We start from the raw sequence: 25,853 nt of genomic DNA, 5'->3' as shown, positions 1-25,853 counted from the left end.
CAACCAGCCGAAAAGGTGAGTGACGATGGTGGACGTCGGATACACGATGATGACCGAACAGGCCGGTCCGCGCGAATTGGTCGACCATGTGGTGATGGCCGAGCGCGCCGGTTTTGACTTCTCCGTCACCTCGGACCATTACTTCCCGTGGCTGGCCTCGCAGGGCCACGCCCCGTACGCCTGGAGCGTGCTCGGGGCCGCTGCGCAGGCCACCTCCCGCATTCCGCTGATGACGTATGTGACGTGCCCGACGACCCGGTACCACCCGGCGGTCGTCGCCCAGAAGGCGGCGACGATGCAGCTGCTCGCGCAGGGCCGCTTCCGGCTCGGCCTCGGCTCGGGCGAGAACCTCAACGAGCACGTCGTCGGGCAGGGCTGGCCCACGGCGCCGGTGCGCCTGGAGAAGCTGGAGGAGGCCATCGAGATCATCCGGGCGCTGTTCTCCGGTGACGAGGTGACCTACCACGGCGAGTATTTCGATGTGGACCAGGCCGTGCTGTGGGACCTGCCCGAGGAGCCGCCGAAGATCGGTGTCGCGGTGTCCGGCGGGTACTCTTGTGCGGTCGCGGGCCGGCTCGGTGACCTGGTCATCGCCACCGAGCCGAAGAGCGAGCTACTGCAGCAGTTCGACAAGCACGGCGGTACGGGGAAGCCGCGCGTGGGCCAGATCCCGGTCTCCTACGACCCGGACCGGGACGCGGCGATCGCCCGGGCGCACGACCAGTTCCGCTGGATGGTCGGCGGCTGGCCGGTCAACGCCGAACTCCCCGGCCCGTCCGGCTTCAGCGGCGCCACCCAGTACGTACGCAAGGAGGACATCGCGCAGGCATTCCCGTGCGGTGACGACGTCGGTACGTACGTGGAAGCGGTGAAGGCATACGCGGACGCCGGCTTCACGGAGGTCGCCCTCGTCCAGATCGGCGGCGACCAGCAGGAACCGTTCATCGAGTGGGCCCAGAAGAACCTGCTGCACGAGCTTCGGACGCTGTGAGGCCCTGCTGGGAGGAGCAGCTCTCTATGGCCGCTGCGCCGGGACGGGCCGGAGCGCGGGCCAGCGGGTGAGCATGCGTTGGCGCATCGCGGTACTGAGGCCGCTCAGGCCGCTGAGAGAGGCGTGGCCGGCCGTCATCCGGGCGACGACCCCGAGCCGGTGGACGAGCCGTTGCCGGGCGGTCGCGGTGCCCCACTTCCAGTCCCGGTGCGGAATCCGGGCCAGGTGATCAGTGCTGTCGCGGTGTGCCCGCTGCACCAGCGCGTCACCGCGGAGCAGCCAGCCGGCGCACGCGTCGGCGAGCCCGTCCTCGGCCTCGGAGCCGGTCAGGGCGCGCCACTCCGCGCGGTATGCGCCCTCCGCCCGTTCCAGCAGCGGCTCCGCCGCCGACGTGACACACCAGCAGGTCGGAAAGCCGATGCGCAGATAGGCGAGCTCCATCAGACCGCTGCCCAGGGACGCCTGCTCGAAGTCGATGAAGCGGAGCCCCGTGGGGGTGTGGAGATCGTTGCCGGGGCAGGGGTCCCCGTGCAGCAGGGCATGCCCGGGTGCCCGGCCGAGCCGATGCACGAGGTCATGGAGCTCGCCGGGCACGCCGGACGGGACCGGCACCTCCAGCGCCCCGGCCAGCCGCAGGAAGGACTCGACATCGGCCCGAGCCGGGCCCTGCCACCGGGGGAGCGCACCGGCGTCCTCCGGGCGGGCGGTGGCATGCAGCCGTGCCAGCGCGGCCGCGTAGTCGACGATCCAGTCACCGGCCGGGCGCCGGTGCTCCAGATGCTCCAGTACCAGGACCCGTTCGCCGGGGTCGGTGGCCAGCAGCGCGGGCACCACAGGGGTTTCCGCGCGGGAGGCGAGCCGCAGGGCTGCCACCTCACGGGCGTACCGCTCGTCGGCGCCGGGACCGGCGACGAGCTGCTTCAGCACCGCGGTCGCCGTCGGGAACTCGACGCGCCACACGCGCGAGCGAGGGCTGCTGCTCAGCTTGCGGGAGCGCCCGGGCAGTCCCAGCTCGGTCCGTAGCGCGTCCCCGAACGGCAGTCGTGACCACATGCACTCATTCTTGCCCCCTCCGCTGCGGTTCCACCGTGTACTTCGGGTCGTCCGCCGAGGCGATTCCGGCGTGGAAGATGCCGAAGCGGGTGAGGGCCGAGCCGGTCAGGAGGGCGAGGCCGCCCGCAACTGCCGCCGGGCGGCTGCGGTGGCCGAGCAGTCCGGCGGTCGCGGCGCCCGCCACGGTGAGCGCCTGTGCGCAGCGCAGCAGTGTGCCTGCTTTGCCCGAGCGGTAGGTCTCGGCGACCATGCCGAGCCGCCGCTCGGCCGCGGTCACGGCCGCCTTGTCGGCCGCGGCGGCCAGCAGCGCGGCGTACCGCGCAGGCGCGTTCTCCCTGGTCGGGGACGTCACCAGCGCCATGCCCGAGGCGGCGGCGGTCGCCGAGGCGGCGAAGAGGTACGGCAGTTCGCGGTGGGCGCCGTGCCAGGCGGGCACCGCCGTGTCCGCGGCGAGTACCGCCGTGTACGTCGTGACGGCCGGGCCGAGCAGCGCGGCGGCCCCAGTTGCGGCGGCGCCCGCCCGTGGCAGCCACCCGGTCACCGCGCTCGCGGCCGCCGCGCCCGCCAGCGGCCCGTACCCCGCCAGCAGCCACGAGCCGACACTCATCGGCGAGGTCGGCTTGCACACCCGCAGCATGTTGAGGAAGCGGTCGGGCCGGCCCAGGTCGTTGATGAGGGCCGCGGTCGAGAGGGAGATCGCCGCCAGGGACGAGACCTTCAGCGTCTTCGCCATCGTGCGGCGGCCGGTCAGCTGCGCGCCCGCGGCCAGTACGGAACCGGCGCCGGCCAGGCCGCCCGTGAAGAAGTACCCGGCGATGTCCCGGGGCTCCCACGCCGGTGCTTTGATGACGGGCCGTCCGTAGTACGAGTCGAACTCGGCCCGGGGGACCATGAGTTCCTCGCCCTTGCGCCGCCGCTCGCCCTTCCTGGCCGGGGTGCCGGTCATCGCCGTCCCTTCCGCCCGAGCATCGCGGGCAGTACGAAGGAGGCCGCGGCACCGGCCGCCAGGGACAGGGCCGCCGCGCCCGCGTGTTTCCACATCGCCGGGAGGTCGCGCGTGGTGACCACCGGGTCCGGCGGCAGTCCGTACACCTCCGGTTCGTCCAGCAGGAGGAAGAACGCACCGTCGCCGCCGACGCCGTCCTCCGGGTCGTGCCCATAGAGCCGGGCGCCGGGCACGCCCGCCTCCTGGAGCTGGTCGACGCGCAGCGCGGCCCGCTCGCGCAGTTCGTCCAGCGGGCCGAACTGGATGGAGTCGGTGGGGCACGCCTTGGCGCAGGCCGGTTCCTGACCGGCGCCGAGCCGGTCGTAGCACATCGTGCACTTGAAGGCCCGGCCGTCGTCCGCGCGCTGTTCGATGACGCCGTACGGGCAGGCCGGTACGCAGTAGCCGCAGCCGTTGCAGATGTCCTCCTGGACCACGACCGTGCCGTACTCGGTGCGGAAGAGCGAGCCGGTCGGGCAGACGTCGAGGCAGGCCGCGTGCGTGCAGTGTTTGCAGACGTCGGAGGACATCAGCCAGCGCATGTCCCCGGCGGGCTGTTGCGGGTCCTCCTCGGCGAGCGGGAGTTGCGTACGGCCGTCCGGCGCTGGTGACTCGGCCGGTACCCGGCGCGGCGCCGACTGTTCGATGAAGGCGACGTGCCGCCACGTCGAGGCGCCCAGGCCCTGGGTGTTGTCGTACGACATGCCGGTGAGGGACAGGCCGTCCTCGGGGATCGCGTTCCACTCCTTGCACGCCACCTCGCACGCCTTGCAGCCGATGCAGACGGAGGTGTCCGTGAAGAAGCCGACCCGTTCGGGCGGGTCCGGGTGGCCCGCGTCCCCGGCCGGGTCCGGTTCCGGGCCGCTGAAGAGGCTGCCGGTCTCGAAGAAGACGCCGGTCATGACGGCTGCTCGCTTCCCGTGAACTCGGTGATGCCGGCGCGCCGCCGGTACTCGGCGACCAGCCGGGGCAGGTCGGGGCCGCGCGGCCGGCGGCCCGGGCGGATGTCGGCGGTGAGCGCCTTGTCCTCCTGGATGTGCGCGTTGGGATCCAGCGCGATGGCCACCAGCTCGTTGGCCGCGTCGCCGGTGACCGTGCCGTTGGGTCCCCAGTGGAACGGCAGGCCGATCTGATGCACCGTCCGGCCCTGTACCGTCAGCGGCTTCATCCGCTCCGTCACCAGCACCCGCGCCTCGATCGCGTTGCGGGCCGTGATGACCGTCGCCCAGCCGGTGTGCGTGAGACCCCGCTCGGCCGCGAGCTGCGGGGACACCTCGCAGAAGAACTCCGGCTGGAGCTCGGAGAGATACGGCGACCAGCGGCTCATGCCGCCCGCGGTGAAGTGCTCGGTGAGCCGGTAGGTGGTGACCACGTACGGATAGGTGCCCGCGCCGGGCTCGTCGCCGCTGGGGTGGTAGCGGTTGCCGGGGCGGGAGTGGGTCTGCCGCGCGGGCGACCGGGAGCGGGACGGGTACAGGGCGTTGGCGAACGGGGAGTCCTGCGGCTCGTAGTGCGTGGGCAGCGGCCCGTCGAGCAGCCCGGCGGGCGCGAACAGCCAGCCCTTGCCGTCGGCCTGCATGATGAACGGGTCGTCGCCGCGCAGCGCGTCCGGCCCCTCGGCGTCAGCCGGCGGCACGTACCCGGGCTCCTTGTCCGGTACAAAGTCCGGCACGTCGCGCCCGGTCCACTGGCCCGCCTCGGCGTCCCACCAGACGTATGCCTTGCGGTCGCTCCACGGTGTGCCGTCGGGCCGGGCCGAGGCGCGGTTGTAGAGGATCCGGCGGTTGGCGGGCCAGGCCCAGGCCCACTCCGCGGCCACCCAGTCCTGTTCCGTGTGCGGCTTGCGCCGGTCGGCCTGGTTCACGCCGTCCGCGTACACCCCGCAGTAGATCCAGCAGCCGCAGGTCGTCGAGCCGTCGTCCTTGAGCTGGGTGTACGCGGAGAGCGGCGCGCCGTCCGGGCCGCGGCCGTTGATCTCCGCCAGCACGGCGTCGGCGACCGGCTCCTCCAGTTCGCCCTGTACGGGATAGTCCCAGGCCAGGTCCTGGATCGCGCGGTCCATCGGGTCGGTGGAGGCGGCCAGCTTCGCCTTGATGCGGCGGCCGAGGTGGTACATGAACCACAGGTCGCTGCGCGCGTCGCCCTCGGGCTCGACCGCGGCGTGGTGCCACTGCAGCCAGCGGTTGGTGTTGGTGAAGGAGCCGGACTTCTCGGTGTGCGAGGCGGCGGGGAGGAAAAACACCTCCGTGCCGATGTCCTCGGTGCGCAGCTCGCCGGACTCGATTTCCGGGCCGTCCTGCCACCAGGTCGCGGACTCGATGAGGGAGAAGTCGCGGACCACCAGCCAGTCGAGGTTGGCCATGCCGAGCCGCTGCAGGCGGGTGTTGGCGGAGCCGACGGCCGGGTTCTCGCCCATCAGGAAGTAGCCCTTGCAGGCGCCGTCGAGCTGGGCGAGGACGATGTCGTACGCGCCGTGCGAGCCGGTCAGCCGCGGCAGATGGTCGAAGCAGAAGTCGTTTCCGGGCGTCGCCGCGTCCCCGTAGTAAGCCTTCAGCAGGCTGACCAGGTACGCCCGCATATTGCTCCAGAATCCCTTGTCCGTACGGCTCGCCGTGACGAACGTGTCGAGATCCTCGTGCGCGTGGGCGTGCGGCATCGGCAGATATCCGGGCAGCAGATTGAAGAGCGTGGGAATGTCGCTGGAGCCCTGGATGGAGGCGTGGCCGCGGAGCGCCTGAATTCCGCCGCCGGGCCGTCCGATGTTGCCCAGCAGCAATTGCAGCACGCTCGCCGCGCGAATGTACTGCGAGCCGACCGTGTGCTGCGTCCAGCCCACCGCGTACACGAAAGCGCTGGTGCGTTCCGGCCCCGAATTCTCGGTGAGTGCTTCGCAGACGCGCAGGAACGTCTCGCGCGGCACGCCGCAGATCTCCGCGACCATGTCGGGGGTGTAGCGCGCGTAGTGGCGCTTGAGGAGCTGGAAGACGCAGCGCGGGTGCTGGAGCGTCGGGTCCTGGTCGGCACGGGACTCGGCCTGCGCGCCGCCCGAGCCGTGGGTCTCGGCGTGCCCCGCCGCGTGGAGACGGCGCCCGGTCTCCGGGTCCTTCTGCAGCCGCTCGTCGTGCCGCTGCTCCACGTCGCCCGAGGGCGCCTGCACGTCGGCGCCCTCGTACTGCCAGGTCTCCGCGTCGTAGCGGTGCTTCTCCTCGTCCAGGCCCGAGAAGATCCCGTCCAGGTCCTCGGTGTCCCGGAAGTCCTCGCCGACCAGGGTGGCGGCGTTGGTGTACGCCAGGACGTAGTCGCGGAACTCCTTGCCCTCGGTCAGTACGTGGTTGATGATCCCGCCGAGGAACGCGATGTCCGTGCCGGCCCGCAGCGGTACGTGCAGATCGGCGAGGGCGCTGGTGCGCGTGAAGCGCGGGTCGACGTGGATGACCGTCGCGCCGCGGGCCTTGGCCTCCATGACCCACTGGAAGCCGACCGGGTGGGCCTCGGCGAAGTTGGAGCCCTCGATGACGATGCAGTCGGCGTGCTGGAGGTCCTGCATGAAGGTGGTCGCGCCGCCGCGCCCGAAGGACGTGCCGAGCCCGGCGACCGTGGAGCTGTGGCAGACCCGCGCCTGGTTCTCCACCTGGACCACGCCGAGCCCGGTCAGCAACTTCTTGATCAGGTAGTTCTCTTCGTTGTCCAGCGTCGCGCCGCCGAGGCTCGCGATCCCGAGGGTGCGGGCCACGTGTGCGCCGTCGACCTCCCACTCCCAGGTCTCGCGGCGGGTCTCGATGACCCGGTCGGCGATCATGTCCATCGCGGTGTCGAGGTCGAGCGGCTCCCAGTCGGTGCCGTGCGGACGCCGGTACAGCACCTGGTGGCGGCGTGCGTCGCCGGTCGTCAGCTGGAGCGTCGCCGATCCCTTGGGACACAGCCGGCCCCGGCTGATGGGGGAGTCCGGGTCGCCCTCGATCTGGACGACACGCTCGTCCTTGACGTACACCTGCTGGCCGCAGCCGACCGCGCAGTACGGACAGACGGACTGCACCACCCGGTCGGCGGTGTCCGTACGCGGGCGCAGCTCCTCGGTGTACGCGGACATCGCGGCGCGTCCGCGGCCGAGCGGGTCCTCGCCGGTGAGCTGCCGGTACACGGGCCAGTCGCGGAGCAGCCGCCGTACGCCCATGGATCCTCCCGCCGTCGGCGCCCGGTGCCCGGTGCCCGGGGCCGTGATGAGTGCCTCCAGGGTTGCCCCTGATGCGCCCGGGTGCCCGGCGACAGGCCGCTCACACCCGCCAATCGGGCGAGCGGCCGTGGGGCGGCGCACGTCGACCGCCGGGCGCGCGGCCCCGAGGTGAGAACCGCCCGCCCGCGGTGAACCCTGGAGGCGTGAGTCACACCGCCCTCATCGTCATCGACATGATCAACACCTACGACCACGAGGACGCCGACCTGCTGCTGCCCTCGGTACGCAAAGCACTGCCCGCCGTCGTCCGCCTCATCGAACGGGCGCGCGCGGACGGCGTACCGGTGATCTACGCCAACGACAACTTCGGCGAGTGGCGCTCGCACCACGGCGAGATCCTGCAGACCGCGCTCGACGGGCCGCACGCGGAACTGGTGGACCCCGTCCGCCCCGACGACTCCTCGCTCTTCATCGTCAAGGCCCGGCACTCGATCTTCTACGAGACGCCGCTGGCCTATCTGCTGTCCCAGCTCGGCATCGACCACGTCGTGCTCTGCGGCCAGGTCACCGAGCAGTGCGTGATGTACTCCGCGCTGGACGCGCACATCCGGCACCTGAAGGTCACCGTCCCGGACGACGCCGTCGCCGCCATCCACCCCGACCTCGCCGAAGCGGCGCTGCGCATGATGGAACGGAACATGAACACCCGCATCTGTACGGTCGCGACGCTGGACTGGGACGCGGCCGCGCGGCGTGATTGACGGCTGCCGTGCCGGGCACTCGGGTGGCGCAAGCACAGCCGAGCGGAACGCGTGACCTGTTCCGCGTACGGAGAGGAGCGCATGATGCCCAGCGGCTCCAACGCCAAGCGCGAGCGTCAGTACGAGCACATCAAGGAAGGTGCCGAGAAGCGCGGCACCTCCCCCGGGCGCGCGAAGGAGATTGCCGCGCGGACGGTCAACAAGGAGCGGGCCCGCTCCGGCGAGGCGAAGTCGGCCAGCCGGTCCTCCACGCAGGACACGAAGTCCGCACCGGAACGCGGCGGCCAGCGCTCCGGCAACCGCACCGGCCCGAAGGGCCCGACGAAGGACCAGCTGTACAACGAGGCCAAGCAGAAGAACATCGACGGCCGCTCCTCGATGACCAAGGACGAGCTGGCGAAGGCGCTCGGCCGCTGAGAACCGGCGTGCCGCTGAGAGGTGTGCCGCTGAGAACCGGTGTTACGACCCCGGGCGGTCCGGGTGCGCCAGATCGTACGGACGCGGATACGGCCCCGGGCGGAAGGCCGAGTAACGCGCCTCCGTCGTCGGGTCGGACCGCCGTGCCTCCGCGTTGAGCGCGCCGGGCGAGGTATTGCCCCAGCGCCCGGTCTCGACCCGGCGGTCGACCGTGTGCAGCGCCGCGAGCTGCTCCGCGGGGCTGAACGTGCAGTGCCCGGCATTGTCGACAATTCCCTGGCGCAGCAGCGCCCCGGACCCGGCGGCCGTGACGGCCCGCTCGTGCGCCGAGGTGACCTGCACCGGGACCAGCGCATCGCCGGTCGTGTGCACGTCCAGCTGCGGGGTGCGCAGCTTCCCCGTGAAGGCGATGTTGCGGGTCATGTAGCGGACGGCCGCCGGGTCGGCCTTGATGCGGGGCGCGTCGGCGAGCGTACGGAGGTCGTTCCGCAGCGAGAGCCCCGCCGCCTTGTAGAGCGCCGCGACCTCCTTGAAACCGGATGACTTGCGCAGCATCGCCGCGTAGTCCACGCCGGTGTTCCACGACATGTTCCCGCCGGCCCGCTGCTCGGCCTCCTGGCGGCGCCCGAAGGCGGCGTCCAGCATCATGCCGACCGCCTGGTACTGGTTGGCCTGCTGCGCCTCGTAATCGTGCGGCGCGGGGCGCTCCTGCTTCGGGTCGTTCCAGCCGGGGATGTTGTGCAGGGCGGCGGCCAGCGCGATCCGGGCCCGCCCGGCCGGGGTGTCCTGGGCCTTGTCGACGGCGGAGCCGAGCTCGCCGGCGGTCCGGTCCGCCTCGGCCGCGTCCGCGAAGCCGGTCAGCGGGAAGTCGGAGCCGGGGGCCAGCAGCGTCTTCAGGGCGAAGGCCGGGTCCAGGGTCGAGTTCCAGTTGGCGACGCCGCCCTGGACGAGGCCGCACAGGGACAGCGAGCCGTCGATGCGGCCGGGGTGCCGCTCGGCGATGGCGGTGGTGACCAGGCCGCCGTAGGACTGGCCCCAGGCGAGCGTGCGCCGCGCCGGGCCGACCCGGTCGGCGAAGACGTCGAGGGTGGCGAGCTGGTCGGGCACCGCCTGCTCGACGGCCCACCCGGTCCTGGCGTACGACGATCCGGCGAGCGCGTACCCCTCGCTGAGCAGCAGCTTCTTCGTGGTCTCGTCGGTGGCGTCCACCGCCTCGTTGGGGGCGCCGGCCGGCCGGTAGCCGTGGCTGAACAGCAGCAGGGTGCCGTTCCAGCGGGCAGGGGTGTCGATCATGTACGTGGCGCCGGAGGGCAGGGTGCCTTCGAGGTGGCGGGGCTCGTCCGGCGCGGCGGTCGCGGGCGGCACCGCGGCGGTGGCGAGCAGCGCGGCGACGGCCACGGCGGTCCCCGCCCGTGTGCGTACTCTCATCAATGAACTCCTTCCGGTCGGATGTGTTCTCCTGAGTGCGGTTCGGTGCCGAACCGGTCGCGGCTGGTCTCCCTCACCCGCCACACCGTCAGCGCCGTGACGGCCGCGCCTGCCGTGAGCAGCAGCGCGACGGGCCCGCTGCCGCCGTACGAAGCGAGCAGGCTGCCGGCGATCAGCGGCGAGAACCCGGCGCCGAGCAGCGTTGCGGTCTGGTAGCCGAGCGAGGCGCCGGTGTAGCGCACGCGCGTCCCGAACATCTCGGTGAGCAGCGCCCCCAGCGGCCCGTACATCGTGGACTGGGCGACGCCGTGCCCGAGGACGAGCGCCAGGATCAGCAGCCCGGGACTGCCGGAGTCGACCAGCGCGAACACCGGGAACGCGGTGGCCGCCGACAGCACCGCACCGGCCAGCACCACCGGCCGCCGCCCGAACCGGTCGGACAGCGCCCCGGCACACGGCAGCACCAGCAGCGCCGTGCAGGAGGCGAGCGTGACGCCGGTGAGGACCTGCGTCCGTGTGAAGCCCTGCCCCACCGCGTACGAAACCATGTAGCTGGTCAGCAGCGACTGCGCGACGAACGGGCCGATGCCCACGCAGGCCGCGAGCAGCACGGCGCGCGGCTTGCGCAGTACGTCCAGGAGCGGCAGCCGGGCGGCGGTCCGCTGCTCCTTGACCGCGCGGAACAGCGGGCTCTCGGTGACCTTCAGCCGTACGTACAGCCCGGCGACCAGCAGGACGATGCTGAGCAGGAACGGCACCCGCCAGCCCCAGGTGCGGAACTGCTCGTCGGGCAGCGTGCCGACGAGGGTGACGACGGCGGTGGACAGGACGGTGCCGAGCGGCGCGCCGAGCTGGGTGAGGCTGGTCCACCGGCCGCGCGGCCGGCTGCCCGCGTGCTCGGCGACCATCAGTGTCGCGCCGCCCCACTCGCCGCCGATCGCGATGCCCTGGACGACGCGCAGCAGTACCAGCAGCACGGGCGCCCACACGCCGATCGCGTCGTACGTCGGCAGCAGCCCGATGAGGAAGCTGCCGACGCCCATCAGCACCATCGTCGTCAGCATCATCGACTTGCGGCCGAGCCGGTCGCCGAAGTGCCCGAAGACGAGGCCGCCGAGCGGCCGGGCGACATACCCGGCCGCGAAGGTCCCGAAGGCCGCGACGGTACCGGCAGCGGGCGAGGCCGCCGGGAAGAACAGATCGCCGAAGACGAGCGCGGCGACCGTGCCGTAGACCAGGAAGTCGTAGAACTCCACGGCCGTGCCGATCAGTCCGGAGACCGCGACCCTCCGGAGCTGCCGCGCGTCCTGCGCCTCGCTCACGGCGGTCATCCGTAGAAGCGGGAGAGGCTGCGCAGCACGCAGGCGGGCTTGGCGGCACCCTCGATCTCGACCGTGCCGTCGACCGCGATCTGCACCCCGCCCTGCACCTCGTCCACGGAGGCCAGCGTCGCGGCCAGCCGGATGCGCGAGCCGACCTTCACGGGGGAGGGGAAGCGGACCTTGTCCAGGCCGTAGTTGACCTTCGTGGTGACGCCCTGGACGTCGAGGAGTCCGGTGAAGAGCGGTATGAAGAGCGAGAGGGTCAGGTAGCCGTGGGCGATCGGCGCGCCGAAGGGGCCCTCGGCGGCCTTCTCGGGATCGGTGTGGATCCACTGGTGGTCGCCGGTGGCGTCGGCGAAGGTGTCGATGCGGTCCTGGGTGACCTCCAGCCAGTCGCTGGTGCCCAGGTCGCTGCCGGCGAGCTTCTTCAGTTCGTCGAGGCCGTTGACGGTGACGGTCATGAGGTTCCTCTTTCGTTGCTGTGGAGTGGGTGCGTGCCGTACAGCGTGCGGACGCGGGGTTTGAGGAGCTTTCCGGAGGCGGTGCGCGGCAGTTCTTCCGCCACCACCACCGACTTGGGGATCTTGTACTTGGCCAACTGCCCGGCCAGTGCGGCGAGCACCTCGGCCGGATCCAGGACGCAGCCCTCCCGGGCGACGACGACGGCACGGGGCACCTCGCCCCACCGCTCGTCCGGTACGCCGATCACGGCGCACTCCGCGATGCCGGGGTGGGCGAGCAGGGCGTTCTCGACCTCGGCGGGGTAGATGTTCTCGCCACCCGAGATGATCATGTCCTTGAGGCGGTCGACGACGGTGACATAGCCGTCCGCGTCGGCCCGGGCCGCGTCGCCGGTGCGGAACCAGCCGTCGGCGAACGCGGCGGCGCTCTCCTCGGGCAGGCCCCAGTAGCCGGACATCACGTTCGGGCCGCGCACCAGCACCTCGCCGGTCTCGCCGATGCCGGTCTCCGTCAGGTCGGGCCGCACCACCCGTACGTCGGTGAAGAAGTGCGGCACTCCTGCCGAGCCCGCCTTGGTGACGGCGTGTTCACCGTCCAGGAAGAGCGCGCCGGGGGACGCCTCGGTCATGCCGTACCCCTGCTGGAAGGTCAGCCCGCGCTCCTGGTACGCGGCGATCAGCGGCCCGGACACGGGGGAGCCGCCGCAGGTGAGGATGCGCAGCGAGGACAGATCGGCGGCCGGCCAGCGAGGGCTGCGCGCGATCCGCTCGTACATCGTGGGCACCCCGAACATGAAGGTGATCCCGTGCTCGGCGATCAGGTCGAAGGTGGCCTCGGAGTCGAAGGACTCCACCAGGACGCAGGTGCCGCCCTTGAGCAGGACCGGCAGGGTGAGCATGTTCAGCCCGGCGGTGTGGAACAGCGGCGCGGAGACGAGCGCCACCTCGTCCGCGGTCAGGTCGGTGTCGACCAGGACGTTGAGCGCGTTCCAGGTGAGGTTGGCGTGCGTGAGCATCGCGCCCTTCGGGCGGCCCGTCGTGCCCGAGGTGTACATGATGATGCACACGTCGTCGCCGCTGACCGGCTCGTCGAGCGGCTCGGCGGCGGAACCCGCCATCAACTCCTCGTACTCCGGGCCCACTTCGACGTACGTCCGTACGCTGCCGGCCCGGTCCCGCAGCCCGTCGACGAGTCCCGCGTGGGTGGGGGAGTGCACCAGTGTGACGGCGCCCGAGTCGGTGAGCTGGTATGCGATCTCCGGTCCGGCCAGCCGGGTGTTGAGCGGTACGAAGACCGCGCCCAGCGCGCCCGCGGCGAAGAACGTCTCCAGGAAGGCCGGGTGGTTGGGGCCGAGATAGGCGATCCGGTCGCCGCGCCGGACGCCGGCCGCGCGCAGCGCGCGGGCCAGCCGGGTGGTGCGGTCGTACAGTTCGGCGTAGGTGGTCGCCGTGCCTTCGTGGCGGACGGCGGTGCGGTGCGGGGTCTTGCGGGCCCGGCGGGCGGGCCACGACCCCAGTCCCTCGTTGCGCACAGCGGCTCTCCTTGGGTCCGTTGGGCCTCTTGGGATCCTTGCCGTGGGGTCAGGCGAGCCCGAGCAGCCGGGCGGCGTTCTCCTTGAGGATCTTCGGCCGGACCGCGTCCTTGATCTCCAGCTTCGCGAAGTCCGCGAGCCAGCGGTCCGGCGTGAGCACGGGGTAGTCGGAACCGAAGAGGACCTTGTCCTTGAGCAGCGTGTTGGCGTACTGCACGAGCTGCGGCGGGAAGTACTTCGGCGACCAGCCCGACAGATCGATGTGCACGCCCGGCTTGTGCGTGGCCACGGCCAGCGCCTCGTCCTGCCAGGGGAAAGAGGGATGGGCCAGGATGATCTTCAGATGCGGGAAGTCGGCCGCCACGTCGTCCACGTGCAGCGGATTGGAATACTTCAGCCGGATCCCGCCACCGCCCGGCACGCCCGCGCCGATGCCGGTCTGCCCGGTGTGAAAGAGGGCGATCGCCCCGGCTTCCTCGATGACCTCGTACAGCCCGTACGCCAGCCGGTCGTTGGGGAAGAACGCCTGGATGCTCGGGTGGAACTTGAAGCCGCGTACGCCGTACTCCTCGACCAGCCGCCGTGCCTGCTTCACCGCCGCCTTGCCGCGGTGCGGGTCGAGCGAGGCGAACGGGATCAGTACATCGGCGTTGGCGGCGGCGGCCTCGGCGACCTCCTCGTTCGGCACCGGCTCGGTGCCGGTCGCGGACTCCGCGTCCACGGTGAAGACGACGGCGGCCATCTTCCGCTCGCGGTAGTACGCGGCGATCTCCGGCAGCGTCGGCTTACGGCTGCCCTCGATCTTGAAGTACGCGCTGGAGGCGTCGGCCAGTTCGTCGTCCAGGGACGCCCGGCCCTTGCTGGAGACCTCGGCGTGCGTGTGCACATCGATGGCGACCAGTTCGTCCATGTTCATCGCGCCGGTCGTCATGGCTCACGCCTCCGGGATCACGGGGGCGGGGATACCCACGGACTGCGGTTCGCGGCCCACGGAGGTGTGCCAGGCCGCCGCGACGGTCTCCGGGCGCCAGCCGCCGTCCGCGTACGCCACCGACACCTCCTGCGGGTGCGACCACAGCGCGAGCTTGTCGCCGCCGATGCCGACGCACTGGCCGGTGACGTCCTTCGCCGCGTCCGACGCGAGGAACGGCACCAGCGCCGCACAGTCCTCGGCCGTGCCGAAGCCCTCGCCCTTGCGCAGGAAGTCCGGCAGCGGCTCGCCGCGCCGCATGGCCTCGATGTACGGGGCGAACGCGGGGATCGTCTCGGTCATCGCGGTCGCCGCGACGGGCACGATCGCATTGACCGTCACACCGGCCCGCGCCAGCTCCATCGACCAGGTGCGGGTCATCGCGGCGATACCGGCCTTCGCCGCGGCGTAGTTGGTCTGCCCGAAGTTGCCGCGCTGCCCGGCGGGCGAGCCGACCAGGATCAGCCGGCCGCCCTCGCCCTGCTCCCGCATCCGCACGGCGGCGGCCCGGGCACAGGTGAAGGTGCCCTTCAGGTGGGTGGTGACAACGGCGTCGAAGTCCTCGTCGGTCATCTTCCACAGCACCCGGTCCCGCAGGATGCCCGCGTTGGTCACCATCACGTCCAGCCGGCCGAACTCCTCGACCGCGCGGGCCACCAGCCGGTCGGCGGCCTCGGTGGTACCAACGGCGACGGCTTCCGCGACGGCCCGGCCGCCGGCCTCGGTGATGGTCTTCGCGGCCTCTTCGGCCACGGCCTCGTCGAGGTCATTGACGACGACGGACGCGCCGGCCGCGGCGAGCGCCGAGGCGTACGCGAGGCCCAGGCCGCGGCCGGAACCGGTCACGACGGCGACCTTGCCGGTGAGGTCGACGGGGGAGTGGGCAGTGGGTCCGGACACGGTGAATCCTCTCAACAGGCGCGGTGCGCAAGGGAGTTGGATGGCATGGGGGAAGGTGGGCCGGGCTGTTCGCCCGGCTTCCGGCCCCGCCGTGACCGAAGCTAAGACCAATCGTTGTTGACGTCAATGGTTGTCTTCGTAATCGAAAATGCGGCATGCTGAGGGCGCTGGTGAGATGGAGAGCCGGAGAGAGCCGGAGAAGCTGCCCCGCGCCCGGGGCGCCGAACAGGGAGCGCGCCACCGATGACCGCCCACGGAACGCCCACCGCCCACGCCCCGCATCCGGGGCCTGTCGACGCCGACGAGCCGTGGATGCGGGGCCTGCACGCCGACACCGGGTATCTGCTCTACCGGCTCGGCCTGCGCTCGGGGCAGCTCTTCAACGCAGCGCTCCAGGAATCCGGCCTCCGGCTGCGGCACTACGCACTGCTGCGCTACCTCGCCACCGTCGAGGGCGCACCCCAGCGGGACCTGAGCGAACGCCTCGGCTACGACCCGAGCGCCATCGTCGGCCTCGTCGACGACCTCGAACGCCTGCACCTCGTCGAGCGCCGCCCGGCCCCCACCGACCGGCGCCGCCGCATCGTCGTACTGGCCGAGGCCGGCCGGACGTACCTCCGCGACACGGATGAGGCCAGCCACCGCGTCACCGACGAACTGACGGGCCCGCTCTCGGAGGAGGAGCGGGACACACTGCACGCGCTGCTGCTACGGGTGGCGCAGACGGATCGCGGGTGAGCGGTGCTAGGGCGCACCCACGAACTCCAGGGTGGCCGGGCCCTTCTGCGACTTCACCCCCTTGCCGGAGCAGGCGGCCAGGTCCAGCGCGGGCAGAACCACCACGCGAATGGCCTTGCTGCCCTTGCCCACTCCGCTGGTGACCTCGCCCATCGATGTGACCGTGGTCGTGCCATTGGCCGCGCGCTTGACGTCGGTGACAGAGAACTTGACCGTGCTGGTCTTTTTGGTGTTCCAGGTGTACCGGATCACGTCCGGAGGAGTCGGTTGTGCGGTCACCAGGCAGCTGGCCTTCTCATCGAATGATGCTTTGCCGCTACCGTCCTTGATGCCGTCCGGCGCCACGGCGCAGTCGTACTTCTCCGTGACCGTGGCGGTAAGGGTCTGCTCCTTATTGGTCATTGCGGGGCTGTACGAGGCGGTCTGTTCGCCCTCGCAGCTGAGAAGCGTGGGGGCGCCATGAGCAGTGGGAGCCAGGAACAATGCCCCGGCGGTCATACCGAGCAGTGCTGCCGTACAGCGCGCGAACATGCGCATGAACCCATCCTTGAGTCGGTCGGTCGGCTTTCCCGGAACGACGAGCAGAGCCAACCCAAGCGACACCGGACGAGCCGGACAACACAGCGCCGCACGCTGCACCAGGAACCAGCCACAGGCGCAGCTCTCCCTGTGCACCACACGTCACGCCAGTGAACCGGCGCGGCGGCTCAGGTCAGTGGGATGCGCGCGAAGCGTCCCGCGATGTGCAGGTCCGCCTCGATGCCGGCGACCGTCGCGCGGAGTTCGGGCAGTACGTCCGTGACGCACTCCTCGGTGGTCCGCCGGACGGTGTGCATCGCGACGTTCACGGCCGCCACGACCTCGCCCGTACCGCTGCGCACCGGTACCGCGATCGAGCGCAACCCCTCCTCCAACTCCTCCTCCACCAGGGCGTATCCCTGGTCGGCGACCTGGTCCAGGAGCGTGGCGAGCGCGTCGGGGCCGGTGACCGTCCGCGGGGTCAGCGGGCGCGGTTCGCTGCGGGTGAGCCGCGCGTACCGTTCGGCGGGCGGCAGTCCTGCCAGCATCGCCCGGCCCAGCGCGGTCGCGTAGGCGGGCAGCCGGGTGCCGACGGTGATGTTGACGCTCATCACGCGGGTGGTGGCGACCCGTGCCGTGTACCGGATGTCGTCGCCGTCGAGCGCGGCGAGGGACGCCGAGTCGTGCACTCGCGCGGCGAGCGCCGCGAGATGGGGCGCGGCGATCTGGGGGAGCGAGGTGCGGGAGAGCGGGGGGTAGCCGAGCGCCAGGACGCGCGGGATGAGCCGGAAGGTACGCCCTTCGGAGGCCACGTACCCCAGATGCTCCAGCGTGATCAGGGCCCGGCGCGCGGTGGCCCGCGCCAGCCCGGTCGCCTCGGCGGCGGCGGACAGCGTCAGCTCGGCGCGCCCCTCGCCGAACGCGGTCAGCACGGTCAGACCGCGGGCCAGGGACTCGATGAACTCGCGGCCCAGCTCCTGCTTGGAGGCGGCGGTCCAGGCGGCGAGCGGCTGCTCGGCGGGCTCCGGGGCGGGCTCGTCCGCGGCCTGCGCGAGCTCCCGCTCCATCCCGTCCACAGTCTCCCGCAGCCGGGACAGCAGCGTGTCCCGCAGAGACGCCGCGCTGTGCCGGCTGGTGTGGCTCACCACGTTCACCGCGCACGCGATCGAGCCGTCCGGGGCGTGTACCGGCACGGACAGCGCCACCAGCCCCGGCTCGATCAGCTGGTCGTCCAGCGCCCACCCCCGCTCGCGTGCCTCCCGGGCACGCTCCTCGAAGCGGCCATCGTCGGAGCGGTCGTCGGCCGCCGCCCCGCCGGTGTCACGCGGCGGTACGGCCAGGAAGCCCCGGTCCTCCGGATCGGCGGCCCGGCGCTCCCGCCAGCGCGCCCACTCCGCGTCGGTCCACTCCGCGGCGAACAGCGCACCCGGCGCGGTGCGCTCGGCCGGCAGCAGGTCGCCGATGCGGAAGCTGAGCGACATCGCGCGGCGCCGGGTCGCCTGGTGCAGGAAGCGGATGCCGTCCCGGTCGGGGACCGCGAGGGACACCGACTCGTCCAGCGCGTCGGCGAGCGCGTCGGCGTGCCCGCCGAGCAGCCCCGGCAGCCGCAGTGCGGCGAGGTAGGCGTTGCCCAGTGCCATGACGCGCGGAGTGAGCACGGCGTCCCGGCCGTCCAGGCGCACGAAGCCCATCCGGGCGAGGGTCGCGGTCACCCGGTCGACGGTGGAGCGGGCGAGGCCGGTGGCGCGCTCCAGCTCGCTCAGGCTCAGCGTGCCGTCGGCATCGGTGAGCCGGCGCAGCACGGCGATGCCGCGCATCAGCGGCGTGACGGCCTCGGCCGGTGCCTCGGTGGCGGCGGGCGGCGTCGTGGTGTCGGTCGGTGGCATCGGCTCTCCGTCGTGGATCCTCGGTACACCGTAATCGCCCGTAAACAAACCGTTGACAGGCGTACGGAGCGAGCGCAGACTCATGGCCACGCAGTCGTGAACATTACTTCACTACGCGAACACCTGCCACAAGAAGCGGTACCCGATCCGGTACCGCGCCGTCCTCGACGACGAGGAGACATCACATGCACACCACCGTCGGGATCATCGGCGGCGGCCCCGCCGGCCTGCTGCTCGCCCGTCTGCTGCACACCGCCGGCATCGACAGCGTCCTGCTGGAGCGCCGCGACCGCGCGTACGTGGAGCAGCGCCAGCGCGCGGGCATCCTGGAGCAGGCCACCGTGGACGCGCTGCGGGCGTGCGGGGCCGGGGCCCGGCTGGACGCCGAGGGCATGGTCCACGACGGCATCGAGCTGCGCTTCGACCGGCGCGCGCACCGCATCGACTTCCCCTCGCTCGCCGACGGGCGCCGCGTGACGGTCTACGCCCAGACCGAGGTCGTCAAGGACCTCATTGCGCTCCAGCTCGCCGAGGGCGGCCCGCTGCTCTTCGAGGCGGACGTGCACGCAGTGGAGGGTGCCGACACCGACCGCCCGCTGATCCGCTACACCCACGAGGGCCAGGAACAGACCCTCACCTGCGACTACGTCGTCGGCTGCGACGGCTTCCACGGAGTGGCGCGGAACGCCGTACCGGAGCGGCTGCGCACCACGTACGAGCGCGTGTACCCGTACTCCTGGCTCGGCATTCTGGCCGACGCGCCGCCCGCCGCCGACGAGCTGATCTACGCCCACTCCGACCGCGGCTTCGCGCTGGCCAGCATGCGCTCCCCGTCGGTCAGCCGGCACTACCTCCAGGTTCCCAACGGCACCGACCCCGCCGACTGGCCCGACGACCGCATCTGGGACGAGCTCGACGCCCGCTTCGCCCTCGACGCCGACCCGAGCTGGCGGCTCAAGCGCGGCCCCGTCACCGCCAAGTCGGTCCTCCCGATGCGCAGCCACGTCACCGAGCCGATGGCGTACGGCCGGGTGCTGCTGGCCGGCGATGCCGCGCACATCGTGCCGCCCACCGGCGCCAAGGGCCTCAACCTCGCCGCCGCCGACGTCATCGTCCTGGCCCGCGCCCTGACCCACTGGCACGCCACCGGATCGACGGACCTGCTGGACTCCTACTCCGACACCTGTCTGCGCCGCGTCTGGCGCGCGGAACACTTCTCGTACTTCATGACCACCACGCTGCACACCGCCCCCGACCAGTCCCCCTTCGAGACCCGCCTGCAGCTCTCCCAGCTCGACCGCGTCGCGACCTCCCGCCACGCCGCCGCCGAACTGGCCGAGAACTACACGGGCCTGCCGCTGGCTACGGGGCCGCTGGCCTGAGCCTCCGGGGCCGCCCCTGGGCCGATCACCCGTTCGGCCGGGGGCGGGATGGTCGGTACCGCTGTGCCGGGTACCCGTACGTCCCGTACCGGACGGAAAGGCACAGCCATGGCACGCGCGGCACTCTTCGACGTCGACGGCACGCTCGCCGACACCAATCACCTCCACGTCACCGCGTGGTGGGAGGCGTTCCGGCAGCGTGGGCACCACGTGCAGATGACCGCCATCCACCACGCGCTCGGGCGCCCGTCGAGCGATCTGATCGCGCATGTACTGGGGGAGGACCGGGACACGGGACAGGACGCGGATATCAGCGCCGCGCACAAGACGCTGTACGCGACGTACTTCGAGCGGCTGTCCGCGCTGGACGCCGCCGGGGAGCTGCTGCGCGCCCTGGCGGCACGCGGCTGGCGGAACGTGCTGGTCACCTCGGCCGACGGGCACGAGCTGGGCGCGCTGCGCCGGGCCATCGACGCCGACGACGCCATCCTGGACACCGCCAGCGCGGACGACGTCAGCGAGGGAAAGCCCGCGCCCGAGCCGGTGGAGCACGCCAGGAAGCTGGCCGGGGTGACGACGGAGCAGGCGGTGTTCGTCGGGGACTCGGTGTGGGACATGCAGGCCGCGGCCCGGGCCGGGGTCGGCGCGGTCGCCCTGCTGTGCGGAGGCATCCCGCGGGCCGATCTGGAGAAGGCCGGGGCCTCGGAGGTGTACGCGGATCCGGCCGACCTGCTGGCCCGGCTCGACGACAGCCTCTTCGCCCGGGTGACGGGGGAGGAATGAGCCCGCCGTCCCTTTGAGGCACAGGGGAAACATCCCGTGATGCCGGATATGAGTTGGCGCACGAAGATGAGTTGAGGCCCGTCCGGAGGGGCACCCGAGGAATCTCGTGCAGTCCCCGGTAAGGACAGTCCCGGAACGACGGTCCCGGAATGACAGTCCCCGGACGGATGGAACGGAGCGTTATGACCCCGAAGAACGAACAGGGCGAGAACGGGCGCAGCGCCGCCAAGGGCGCGGGCCGGGGCGATCCCCGGAGCCGGGACACGGCGGCGAAGGAGGTACTGGCCGAGTTCGAGGACGCCGAGACGCGCGTCGCCGGACCCGACGAGCGGCGGCACGTGGCCGGCGAGAGCGGCGACCCCCTGACCACCAGCCTGGACGCCCAGGAGTCCATCAACGAGGCCGGCCGCGCCGAGGCCGGCACCGACCCGGACCAGCGGGATCAGCGGCCCCCACGCGCGAAGCGGCAGCGGTCCGCGCGGCCGGAGGAGGGCTGAGCGCTGTGGCTGTGCCCTTGTCGGCCTTGTCGTCCCTGTCCGACAGCACCGTGCCCCTGCTCCTGGAGGGGTACGCGTGGCTGCCCGACCGCCGGCGCCGCAACGGCGGCGCGCCGGTCCGCACCCGGCTGCTGGGAAAGCCGGCGATCGCACTGCACGGCACGGACGCCGTGCGGTTCTTCTACGACGAGAGCAACATCCACCGCCGCGACGCGCTGCCGGGCCCGGTGCTCGACACACTCTTCGGCCGCGGCGCGGTGCACACCCTCGACGGCGACCGCCACCGGGTGCGCAAGGCCCTCTTCGCCCACCTGCTCAAGGACGAGGAAGCGATCGCCGACCTGACCGAGCGCGCGACCGCCGAGTGGCAGCGGGCCCGCGCCGACTGGTCGGGCCGCCCCCGGGTCGTCCTCTTCGACGCGTTCGCGCTGCTGCTCACCCGCGCGGTCTGCGACTGGGCGGGCATCGCGCTCGACGACGACGGCGCGCAGGAGATGGCCGACGACCTGGTGGCGATGGTGGACGGCTTCGCGACGCCGGGGCCGCGCCACTGGCGGGCCCGCCGCGCGCGCAGCCGTCAGGAGGAGCGGCTGGCGCGCCGCATCGAGGACATCCGGCGGGCCGGGCCCGAGGACCGGGCGTCGGGCCGGCCGACCGGTACGGCGCTGGCCGAGGTGGCCCGGCACCGGGAGGTCGACGGCGCCCCGCTCGACGCGCACACCGCCGCAGTGGAAGTGCTCAACGTCATCCGGCCGACCGTCGCGGTGGCCTGGTTCCTGACCTTCGCCGCGCACGCCCTGCACCGCTGGCCCGAGCACCGCGCGCCGCTCGCCAAGGGCGATGCCGCGTACGCCCGGGGCTTCGCCCACGAGGTACGCCGCTTCTACCCCTTCGTACCGTTCCTCGGCGGGCTGGCCGCACGCGACCTGGAGTGGCGGGGCGAGCGCATCGGGGACGGCACGATGGTCCTGCTCGACGTCTACGGGCAGAACCACGACCCCGACCTGTGGCCCCGCCCGTACACCTTCGACCCCACGCGCTTCACGGACGCCGAACCGGGCCGCGACGACCTCATCCCGCAGGGTGGCGGCGAGGTCTCCCACGGCCACCGCTGCCCGGGCGAGGACATCGTGCTCGCGCTGCTCCAGACCCTCGTACCCCTGCTGGCACGGCTGGAGTACCGAGTGCCGGAACAGGACCTCACGGTGCCACTGCACCGGATCCCGTCGACGGTGCGCGGCGGGTTCGTCGTCACCGGCGTCCGCTGACCGGCGACCCGGGCAGGTGGCAGCCATGACGTCGTACGTCCCGAAGTTCGACCGGGAGCCCGGTCTCGCGCCCGAGGCCCGGTTCCCGGTGGTCGCGCTCGCGTCCTCGGCCGGCGGGCTCAACGCGCTGTTCCAGGTGCTCGGGCCGCTGCCCGCCGATCTGCCGGCAGCCGTCCTGGTGGCCCAGCATCAGCAGCCCGACCGGCCCAACAGGCTGCCGCAGCTCCTCGACGCCCGCAGCCGGCTGACGGTCCGCTCCGCCCGCGACGGGGACACCCTGGAGCAGGGCACCGTACTGGTCACCCCGCCCGGCTCCCACCTGCTGGTGGTCAGCGACAACCGCATCGGACTGATCGACGTCGGCAAGCGCGCGCTGCCGCCGCGGCCGACGGCGGACATGATGCTGGCGACCCTGGCCGTGACCTGCGGGCCGCGGGCCCTGGCGGTGGTCCTCACCGGCGTCGGCACGGACGCCCAGTCCGGCATCCGCGCGGTCACCTGCTGCGGCGGCCGGGCCCTCGCCCAGGACGAGGCGAGCTCGGCGCACTTCGGGATGCCGGGCGCGGCGATCAGCACCGGCGAGGTGGACATGGTGCTGCCGCTGACGGAGATCGCCAAGGAGATCCAGGCGCATGTGACGGCGGTGGGGGAGGAGGGGCCGGACAGCGGCAGCAAGGCGTGCTGACCGGCGTACGGGCCGCTGTCAGGCGGCCTCCCGCGGCTCCTCCCGCACCACCTCCGACGGCTTCTTGTCGTCCCGCAGGCCCAGGAAGCGCGGGTGGCGCAGCATCCCGTCCCGGGTCCACTCGGTGAAGCCGACCTCGGCGACCAGCTCGGGGCGTACCCAGTGCGCGGCCCGTTCCCGTACCGGGTCGCCGAACGGGGACCGGGCCTGCTCCCGTTCGTCCAGGAGGCCGCGGATGCGGTGCAGCGCGGCCCGGTCGTAGCCGGTGCCGACCTTGCCCGCGTACCGCAGCCCGCCGTCCGCGTAGTAGCCGAGCAGCAGCGCGCCGAAGCCGACGCGGCTGCCGGCCGGCTCGGTGAAGCCGCCGATCACGAACTCCTGGCCGCGGGCGCACTTCAGCTTCAGCCAGTCACCGGAGCGGCGCGGCACGTAGGGTCCGTCGGCGCGCTTGGCGATCAGTCCTTCCCAGCCCCGCTCGCAGGCGTCGGCCAGCCGCTCCGGGCCGCCCTCGTTGCGGTGCGGGGTGAAGCGCAGCGGGGAGACGAAGCGCAGGCTGCGGCGGAGCAGGGACTTGCGGGTGCGCAGCGGCAGCCCGCGGAGGTCCTTGCCGTCCAGCCGCAGCAGGTCGAAGACGTAGTACGTCACCGCCACCGAGCTGGCGCGGGCCTGTGCGGGGTCGGTGATGCCCATCCGCTGCTGGAGCCGGGAGAACTCGGTGCGGCCCTGCGAGAAGGCGACGATCTCGCCGTCCACGGCGAAGTCCCGGCCGGTCTGGGCGGCCAGCGCGTCCACGATCTCGGGGTAGGTGTCGTTCAGGGGCCGGCCGGTGCGGGACAGCAGCCGGGTGCGAGACCCGTCGCGTACGGCCAGCGCCCGTATGCCGTCGAGCTTCCGCTCGAAGATCCAGCCGTCGTCGAAGTCCCGGCGGTCGGAGAGCACCGCGAGCATCGGGTGGGCTGCCAGCTCTTCGCCCGAGGGGGCGTCGGCCAGCAGCCGCCGTTGTTCGCCGGGCAGCGACTCCAGCAGCCCCGCCACGCTCAGTCCTTGCCCTCGTCGGCTGCGCTCTCGTCGGCCGCCACCTGGCCGAGCGTCCGCCCGCTCCGTGCCGACTTGGCCCGGCGCGGGTCCGGTGTGCCGCGCTGCCCGGCCCGCTCGTCGTTCTCCTTCACCAGCAGCCAGGACTCCCGGCCCTCGGACTCCGCCGTGCGGAAGCGGGTGAGCGCGTAGCCGCCGCGCAGCTTCTCGCCGTTCATCCAGAACGTGATGTGCCCGTGCTCCAGCCGCTCGGCGAAGGTGGCGTCGCGGTCCTTGCGCTTCTTCGGCGGGAGCGGGCGGTACGTGCCCTGGTCCCACACGATCACCGTGCCGCCGCCGTACTCGCCCTTCGGGATCACCCCTTCGAATTCGCGGTACTCCATCGGGTGGTCCTCGGTCGGCATCGCCAGCCGCTTGTCGTGCGGGTCGGTGGACGGGCCCTTCGGGACGGACCAGGACTTCAGTACGCCGTCGACCTCCAGCCGGAAGTCGAAGTGCATGGTCGAGGCGTCGTGGATCTGCACGACGAAGACCGGGTCGCCGCCGTCGGCGGACGGCGTCCCGGCGGTCTCCGCGCCCCGCGGCTCGCGGGTCCGCTCGAAGTCGCGCTTGCCCTGGTACGTCGACAGCCCTCGCTCGCCCTGCACGGCAACCCCTTCCTGCTGATGGCCGCTGCTGTCACTGTCACTGTCGCGCACGGGCAGGCGCGGCGCACGCGGGAGCGGCGCGCGGGGCGAGCGGTCATACGGCACGCAGCGAGAAGGGATGCCCCGCGGGGTCGGAGTAGATCCGCACCTCCTCGCCGCTCTCGCGCCGCTCGGCGTCCATCGGCTGCCCGCCGTAGTCGATCACCTGCCGCTCCACGTCGTCCATGCGGTCCTTGGGCACCAGCAGGTGCAGATGGGCCTGCTGGGAGTCCTCGGGCCGCGGCCACGAGGGCGGCGTAGCGCCGTGGTCCCGGCGGAACGCCATCCGCGTCCCCTGACCGGCCGAGATCTCGATGATCTCGACGCCCGTCTCGGCCGGCAGCTCCGCGCCGAGCAGCTTCGCGTAGAACTCCGCGACCGGCTCGGGCTCCGCACAGTCCAGGACGAGCACTCCCGCCTCGACGAAGACGGTGGATTCCCTCGACTCCGCGCTCTCTGTCATCACAGGCCCCTCCCATAAACAGACCCGCCACCCGACCACTGCCGGGCGGCGCCGGTCCGAGTAGCCGTATGCGGCGGTTTCATGCCAGGGACCGCAGGGCGCGCGGCCGGGCCGCCGGGCCCGGACGCCCGTCGGCCGGCCCGCAATCACGGGCCGGCCGACGCATCCGCGTCCTCGCGTGAGGACTCCGGTTCCTGTTGTCTTCCCTCACTGTCGATGTGGAGCTTCCTCCCTTCTCCCGGCGGTTACGGCCGCTTACCGCCCCGCGCCGCCGCGCCCGCGCAGACCAGCCCGAGCAGGGTGGTCAGGGCGCCGACGATGATGTTGTTCCAGATGACTCCGGCGTCCGGGCTGGTGCCGACGATCCACGGCGACAGGATCAGCCACACACCGATGGCGGACATGGCCCAGCTCATGCCGTACATCCGATCCGGTGTGATGGTGAAACCGAGCGCCAGCAGGCCGATGGCGATGCCCAGAATGAGGTTGTGGGTCACCAGGGCGGGCTGGCTCGTCGTGAAGTGGAGTGTCCATGGCGAGATGGCGCAGTACAGACCGATGAGGAACACCGGCCCGTCCACGAGCGCCACATCGCGACCGCCGAGCATGCGGGCGTACCGGTCCCGCATCTCAGGCACATCGGGGTGACTGGCGATATCGCCTCTGCTGTGTGAGACGTCTGCCATCAGACTCGTCTCCTTCGTTCTCCGCAGGCCCGACCGCTGAGATCGGCAGGCACCTGCAAGCCCTATCTTGCGCTTATTTCCTCCTTATGTGTAGTTGGGAGCCCCGGCGGCGCTCCTAGCAGGAGCGCTGGGGTGGCAGGGGTCGGTCGGCGTGGCGCGTGAGGGTGGATCGGGTGCGGCGGTAGAGGCGCCAGGCTGTGGTGCGGAGGGGCTCGCGGGTGGGGGCCATGG

Annotated in this window: 25 protein-coding genes; 9 read left to right on the top strand and 16 right to left on the bottom strand. The window is 72.1% G+C overall.

Annotation, left to right across the window (positions count from 1 at the left end):
* Nucleotides 1–25 precede the first annotated feature (25 nt).
* Nucleotides 26–991 carry an LLM class F420-dependent oxidoreductase gene (locus CCS38_RS26945; protein WP_223735916.1) on the top strand — a complete coding sequence of 322 codons (966 nt, stop codon included), beginning with the start codon at nt 26–28 and terminating at the stop codon, nt 989–991.
* Nucleotides 992–1,015: 24 nt separating this feature from the next.
* Here the strand turns inward: CCS38_RS26945 and CCS38_RS26940 are convergent, their stop codons facing one another.
* Genes CCS38_RS26940 through fdh form a run of 4 tightly spaced genes read right to left on the bottom strand, consistent with a single transcriptional unit; the run spans nt 1,016 to nt 7,203 of the window.
* Nucleotides 1,016–2,044: a phosphotransferase family protein gene (locus CCS38_RS26940; protein ID WP_223735915.1), complete on the bottom strand. Its 1,029-nt coding sequence runs from the start codon at nt 2,042–2,044 to the stop codon at nt 1,016–1,018.
* Nucleotides 2,045–2,048: 4 nt separating this feature from the next.
* Nucleotides 2,049–2,990 (bottom strand): NrfD/PsrC family molybdoenzyme membrane anchor subunit, encoded by a 942-nt coding sequence (nrfD, locus tag CCS38_RS26935; protein ID WP_223735914.1) that lies wholly within the window; start codon nt 2,988–2,990, stop codon nt 2,049–2,051.
* Nucleotides 2,987–3,931, bottom strand: coding sequence for a 4Fe-4S dicluster domain-containing protein (locus CCS38_RS26930; RefSeq protein ID WP_223735913.1), 945 nt, complete (start codon nt 3,929–3,931; stop codon nt 2,987–2,989). Before CCS38_RS26930 ends, nrfD begins: the two co-directional genes overlap by 4 nt.
* The gene (gene fdh, locus CCS38_RS26925) at nt 3,928–7,203 is read right to left on the bottom strand and encodes a formate dehydrogenase (protein ID WP_223735912.1); all 3,276 of its coding nucleotides are present in this window, start codon (nt 7,201–7,203) and stop codon (nt 3,928–3,930) included. Before fdh ends, CCS38_RS26930 begins: the two co-directional genes overlap by 4 nt.
* Nucleotides 7,204–7,406: 203 nt before the next feature.
* Between fdh and CCS38_RS26920 the strand changes: the two genes are divergently transcribed.
* Complete coding sequence (locus CCS38_RS26920; protein WP_223735911.1) at nt 7,407–7,964, top strand: cysteine hydrolase family protein; 558 nt, start codon at nt 7,407–7,409, stop codon at nt 7,962–7,964.
* A gap of 84 nt (nt 7,965–8,048) precedes the next feature.
* Complete coding sequence (locus CCS38_RS26915; protein WP_223735910.1) at nt 8,049–8,381, top strand: plasmid stabilization protein; 333 nt, start codon at nt 8,049–8,051, stop codon at nt 8,379–8,381.
* A 42-nt stretch (nt 8,382–8,423) separates the two neighbouring features.
* On the opposite strand, the gene CCS38_RS26910 is transcribed toward CCS38_RS26915, so the two are convergent.
* From CCS38_RS26910 to CCS38_RS26885, 6 genes are read right to left on the bottom strand one after another with little or no spacing between them, the layout of a single operon-like run.
* Complete coding sequence (locus CCS38_RS26910) at nt 8,424–9,809, bottom strand: alpha/beta hydrolase family protein (protein ID WP_223735909.1); 1,386 nt, start codon at nt 9,807–9,809, stop codon at nt 8,424–8,426.
* Nucleotides 9,809–11,140 carry an MFS transporter gene (locus tag CCS38_RS26905; RefSeq protein WP_372457151.1) on the bottom strand — a complete coding sequence of 444 codons (1,332 nt, stop codon included), beginning with the start codon at nt 11,138–11,140 and terminating at the stop codon, nt 9,809–9,811. The genes CCS38_RS26910 and CCS38_RS26905 overlap by 1 nt, the downstream gene beginning before the upstream one ends.
* On the bottom strand, nt 11,137–11,592 hold the full coding sequence (locus tag CCS38_RS26900) for a MaoC family dehydratase (protein WP_223735907.1): 456 nt from the start codon (nt 11,590–11,592) through the stop codon (nt 11,137–11,139). The genes CCS38_RS26905 and CCS38_RS26900 overlap by 4 nt, the downstream gene beginning before the upstream one ends.
* Nucleotides 11,589–13,124: an acyl-CoA synthetase gene (locus tag CCS38_RS26895; protein ID WP_223735906.1), complete on the bottom strand. Its 1,536-nt coding sequence runs from the start codon at nt 13,122–13,124 to the stop codon at nt 11,589–11,591. The genes CCS38_RS26900 and CCS38_RS26895 overlap by 4 nt, the downstream gene beginning before the upstream one ends.
* A gap of 49 nt (nt 13,125–13,173) precedes the next feature.
* Nucleotides 13,174–14,040, bottom strand: coding sequence for an amidohydrolase family protein (locus tag CCS38_RS26890; RefSeq protein ID WP_223735955.1), 867 nt, complete (start codon nt 14,038–14,040; stop codon nt 13,174–13,176).
* 18 nt (nt 14,041–14,058) lie between these two features.
* A complete protein-coding gene (locus CCS38_RS26885) occupies nt 14,059–14,994 on the bottom strand; it encodes an SDR family NAD(P)-dependent oxidoreductase (protein WP_223735905.1) in 936 nt (311 codons plus the stop codon).
* A 243-nt stretch (nt 14,995–15,237) separates the two neighbouring features.
* Here CCS38_RS26885 and CCS38_RS26880 point away from each other — a divergent pair, with 243 nt between their 5' ends.
* Nucleotides 15,238–15,732: a MarR family winged helix-turn-helix transcriptional regulator gene (locus tag CCS38_RS26880; protein ID WP_223735904.1), complete on the top strand. Its 495-nt coding sequence runs from the start codon at nt 15,238–15,240 to the stop codon at nt 15,730–15,732.
* A gap of 6 nt (nt 15,733–15,738) precedes the next feature.
* Here CCS38_RS26880 and CCS38_RS26875 read toward each other — a convergent pair whose 3' ends face one another.
* Nucleotides 15,739–16,269 (bottom strand): hypothetical protein, encoded by a 531-nt coding sequence (locus tag CCS38_RS26875; RefSeq protein ID WP_223735903.1) that lies wholly within the window; start codon nt 16,267–16,269, stop codon nt 15,739–15,741.
* A gap of 170 nt (nt 16,270–16,439) precedes the next feature.
* Nucleotides 16,440–18,137, bottom strand: a complete 1,698-nt coding sequence (locus CCS38_RS26870) for an IclR family transcriptional regulator domain-containing protein (protein ID WP_223735902.1) — start codon at nt 18,135–18,137, stop codon at nt 16,440–16,442.
* A 185-nt stretch (nt 18,138–18,322) separates the two neighbouring features.
* On the opposite strand from CCS38_RS26870, the gene CCS38_RS26865 reads away from it, so the two are divergent.
* From CCS38_RS26865 to CCS38_RS26845, 5 genes are all read left to right on the top strand, one after another.
* Nucleotides 18,323–19,519 (top strand): 4-hydroxybenzoate 3-monooxygenase, encoded by a 1,197-nt coding sequence (locus CCS38_RS26865; RefSeq protein ID WP_223735901.1) that lies wholly within the window; start codon nt 18,323–18,325, stop codon nt 19,517–19,519.
* Between the two features lie 108 nt (nt 19,520–19,627).
* Complete coding sequence (locus CCS38_RS26860) at nt 19,628–20,302, top strand: HAD family hydrolase (protein WP_223735900.1); 675 nt, start codon at nt 19,628–19,630, stop codon at nt 20,300–20,302.
* A gap of 182 nt (nt 20,303–20,484) precedes the next feature.
* Complete coding sequence (locus CCS38_RS26855; protein ID WP_223735899.1) at nt 20,485–20,799, top strand: hypothetical protein; 315 nt, start codon at nt 20,485–20,487, stop codon at nt 20,797–20,799.
* 35 nt (nt 20,800–20,834) lie between these two features.
* Nucleotides 20,835–22,067, top strand: coding sequence for a cytochrome P450 (locus CCS38_RS26850; RefSeq protein WP_223735954.1), 1,233 nt, complete (start codon nt 20,835–20,837; stop codon nt 22,065–22,067).
* 25 nt (nt 22,068–22,092) lie between these two features.
* Nucleotides 22,093–22,752: a chemotaxis protein CheB gene (locus tag CCS38_RS26845; RefSeq protein WP_223735898.1), complete on the top strand. Its 660-nt coding sequence runs from the start codon at nt 22,093–22,095 to the stop codon at nt 22,750–22,752.
* Nucleotides 22,753–22,770: 18 nt separating this feature from the next.
* On the opposite strand, the gene ligD is transcribed toward CCS38_RS26845, so the two are convergent.
* From ligD to CCS38_RS26825, 4 genes are all read right to left on the bottom strand, one after another.
* A complete protein-coding gene (ligD, locus tag CCS38_RS26840) occupies nt 22,771–23,787 on the bottom strand; it encodes a non-homologous end-joining DNA ligase (RefSeq protein WP_223735897.1) in 1,017 nt (338 codons plus the stop codon).
* Nucleotides 23,788–23,789: 2 nt separating this feature from the next.
* Nucleotides 23,790–24,434, bottom strand: a complete 645-nt coding sequence (locus CCS38_RS26835; RefSeq protein WP_223735896.1) for a DNA polymerase ligase N-terminal domain-containing protein — start codon at nt 24,432–24,434, stop codon at nt 23,790–23,792.
* 94 nt (nt 24,435–24,528) lie between these two features.
* On the bottom strand, nt 24,529–24,936 hold the full coding sequence (locus tag CCS38_RS26830; protein WP_223735895.1) for a VOC family protein: 408 nt from the start codon (nt 24,934–24,936) through the stop codon (nt 24,529–24,531).
* A gap of 245 nt (nt 24,937–25,181) precedes the next feature.
* Nucleotides 25,182–25,622: an SPW repeat protein gene (locus tag CCS38_RS26825; RefSeq protein ID WP_223735894.1), complete on the bottom strand. Its 441-nt coding sequence runs from the start codon at nt 25,620–25,622 to the stop codon at nt 25,182–25,184.
* Nucleotides 25,623–25,853 lie beyond the last annotated feature (231 nt).

The organism is Streptomyces purpurogeneiscleroticus, from assembly GCF_020024005.1.
In the GTDB taxonomy this organism is placed as follows: domain Bacteria; phylum Actinomycetota; class Actinomycetes; order Streptomycetales; family Streptomycetaceae; genus Streptomyces; species Streptomyces purpurogeneiscleroticus.
This window is presented reverse-complemented; position numbering and strand designations above follow the sequence as displayed.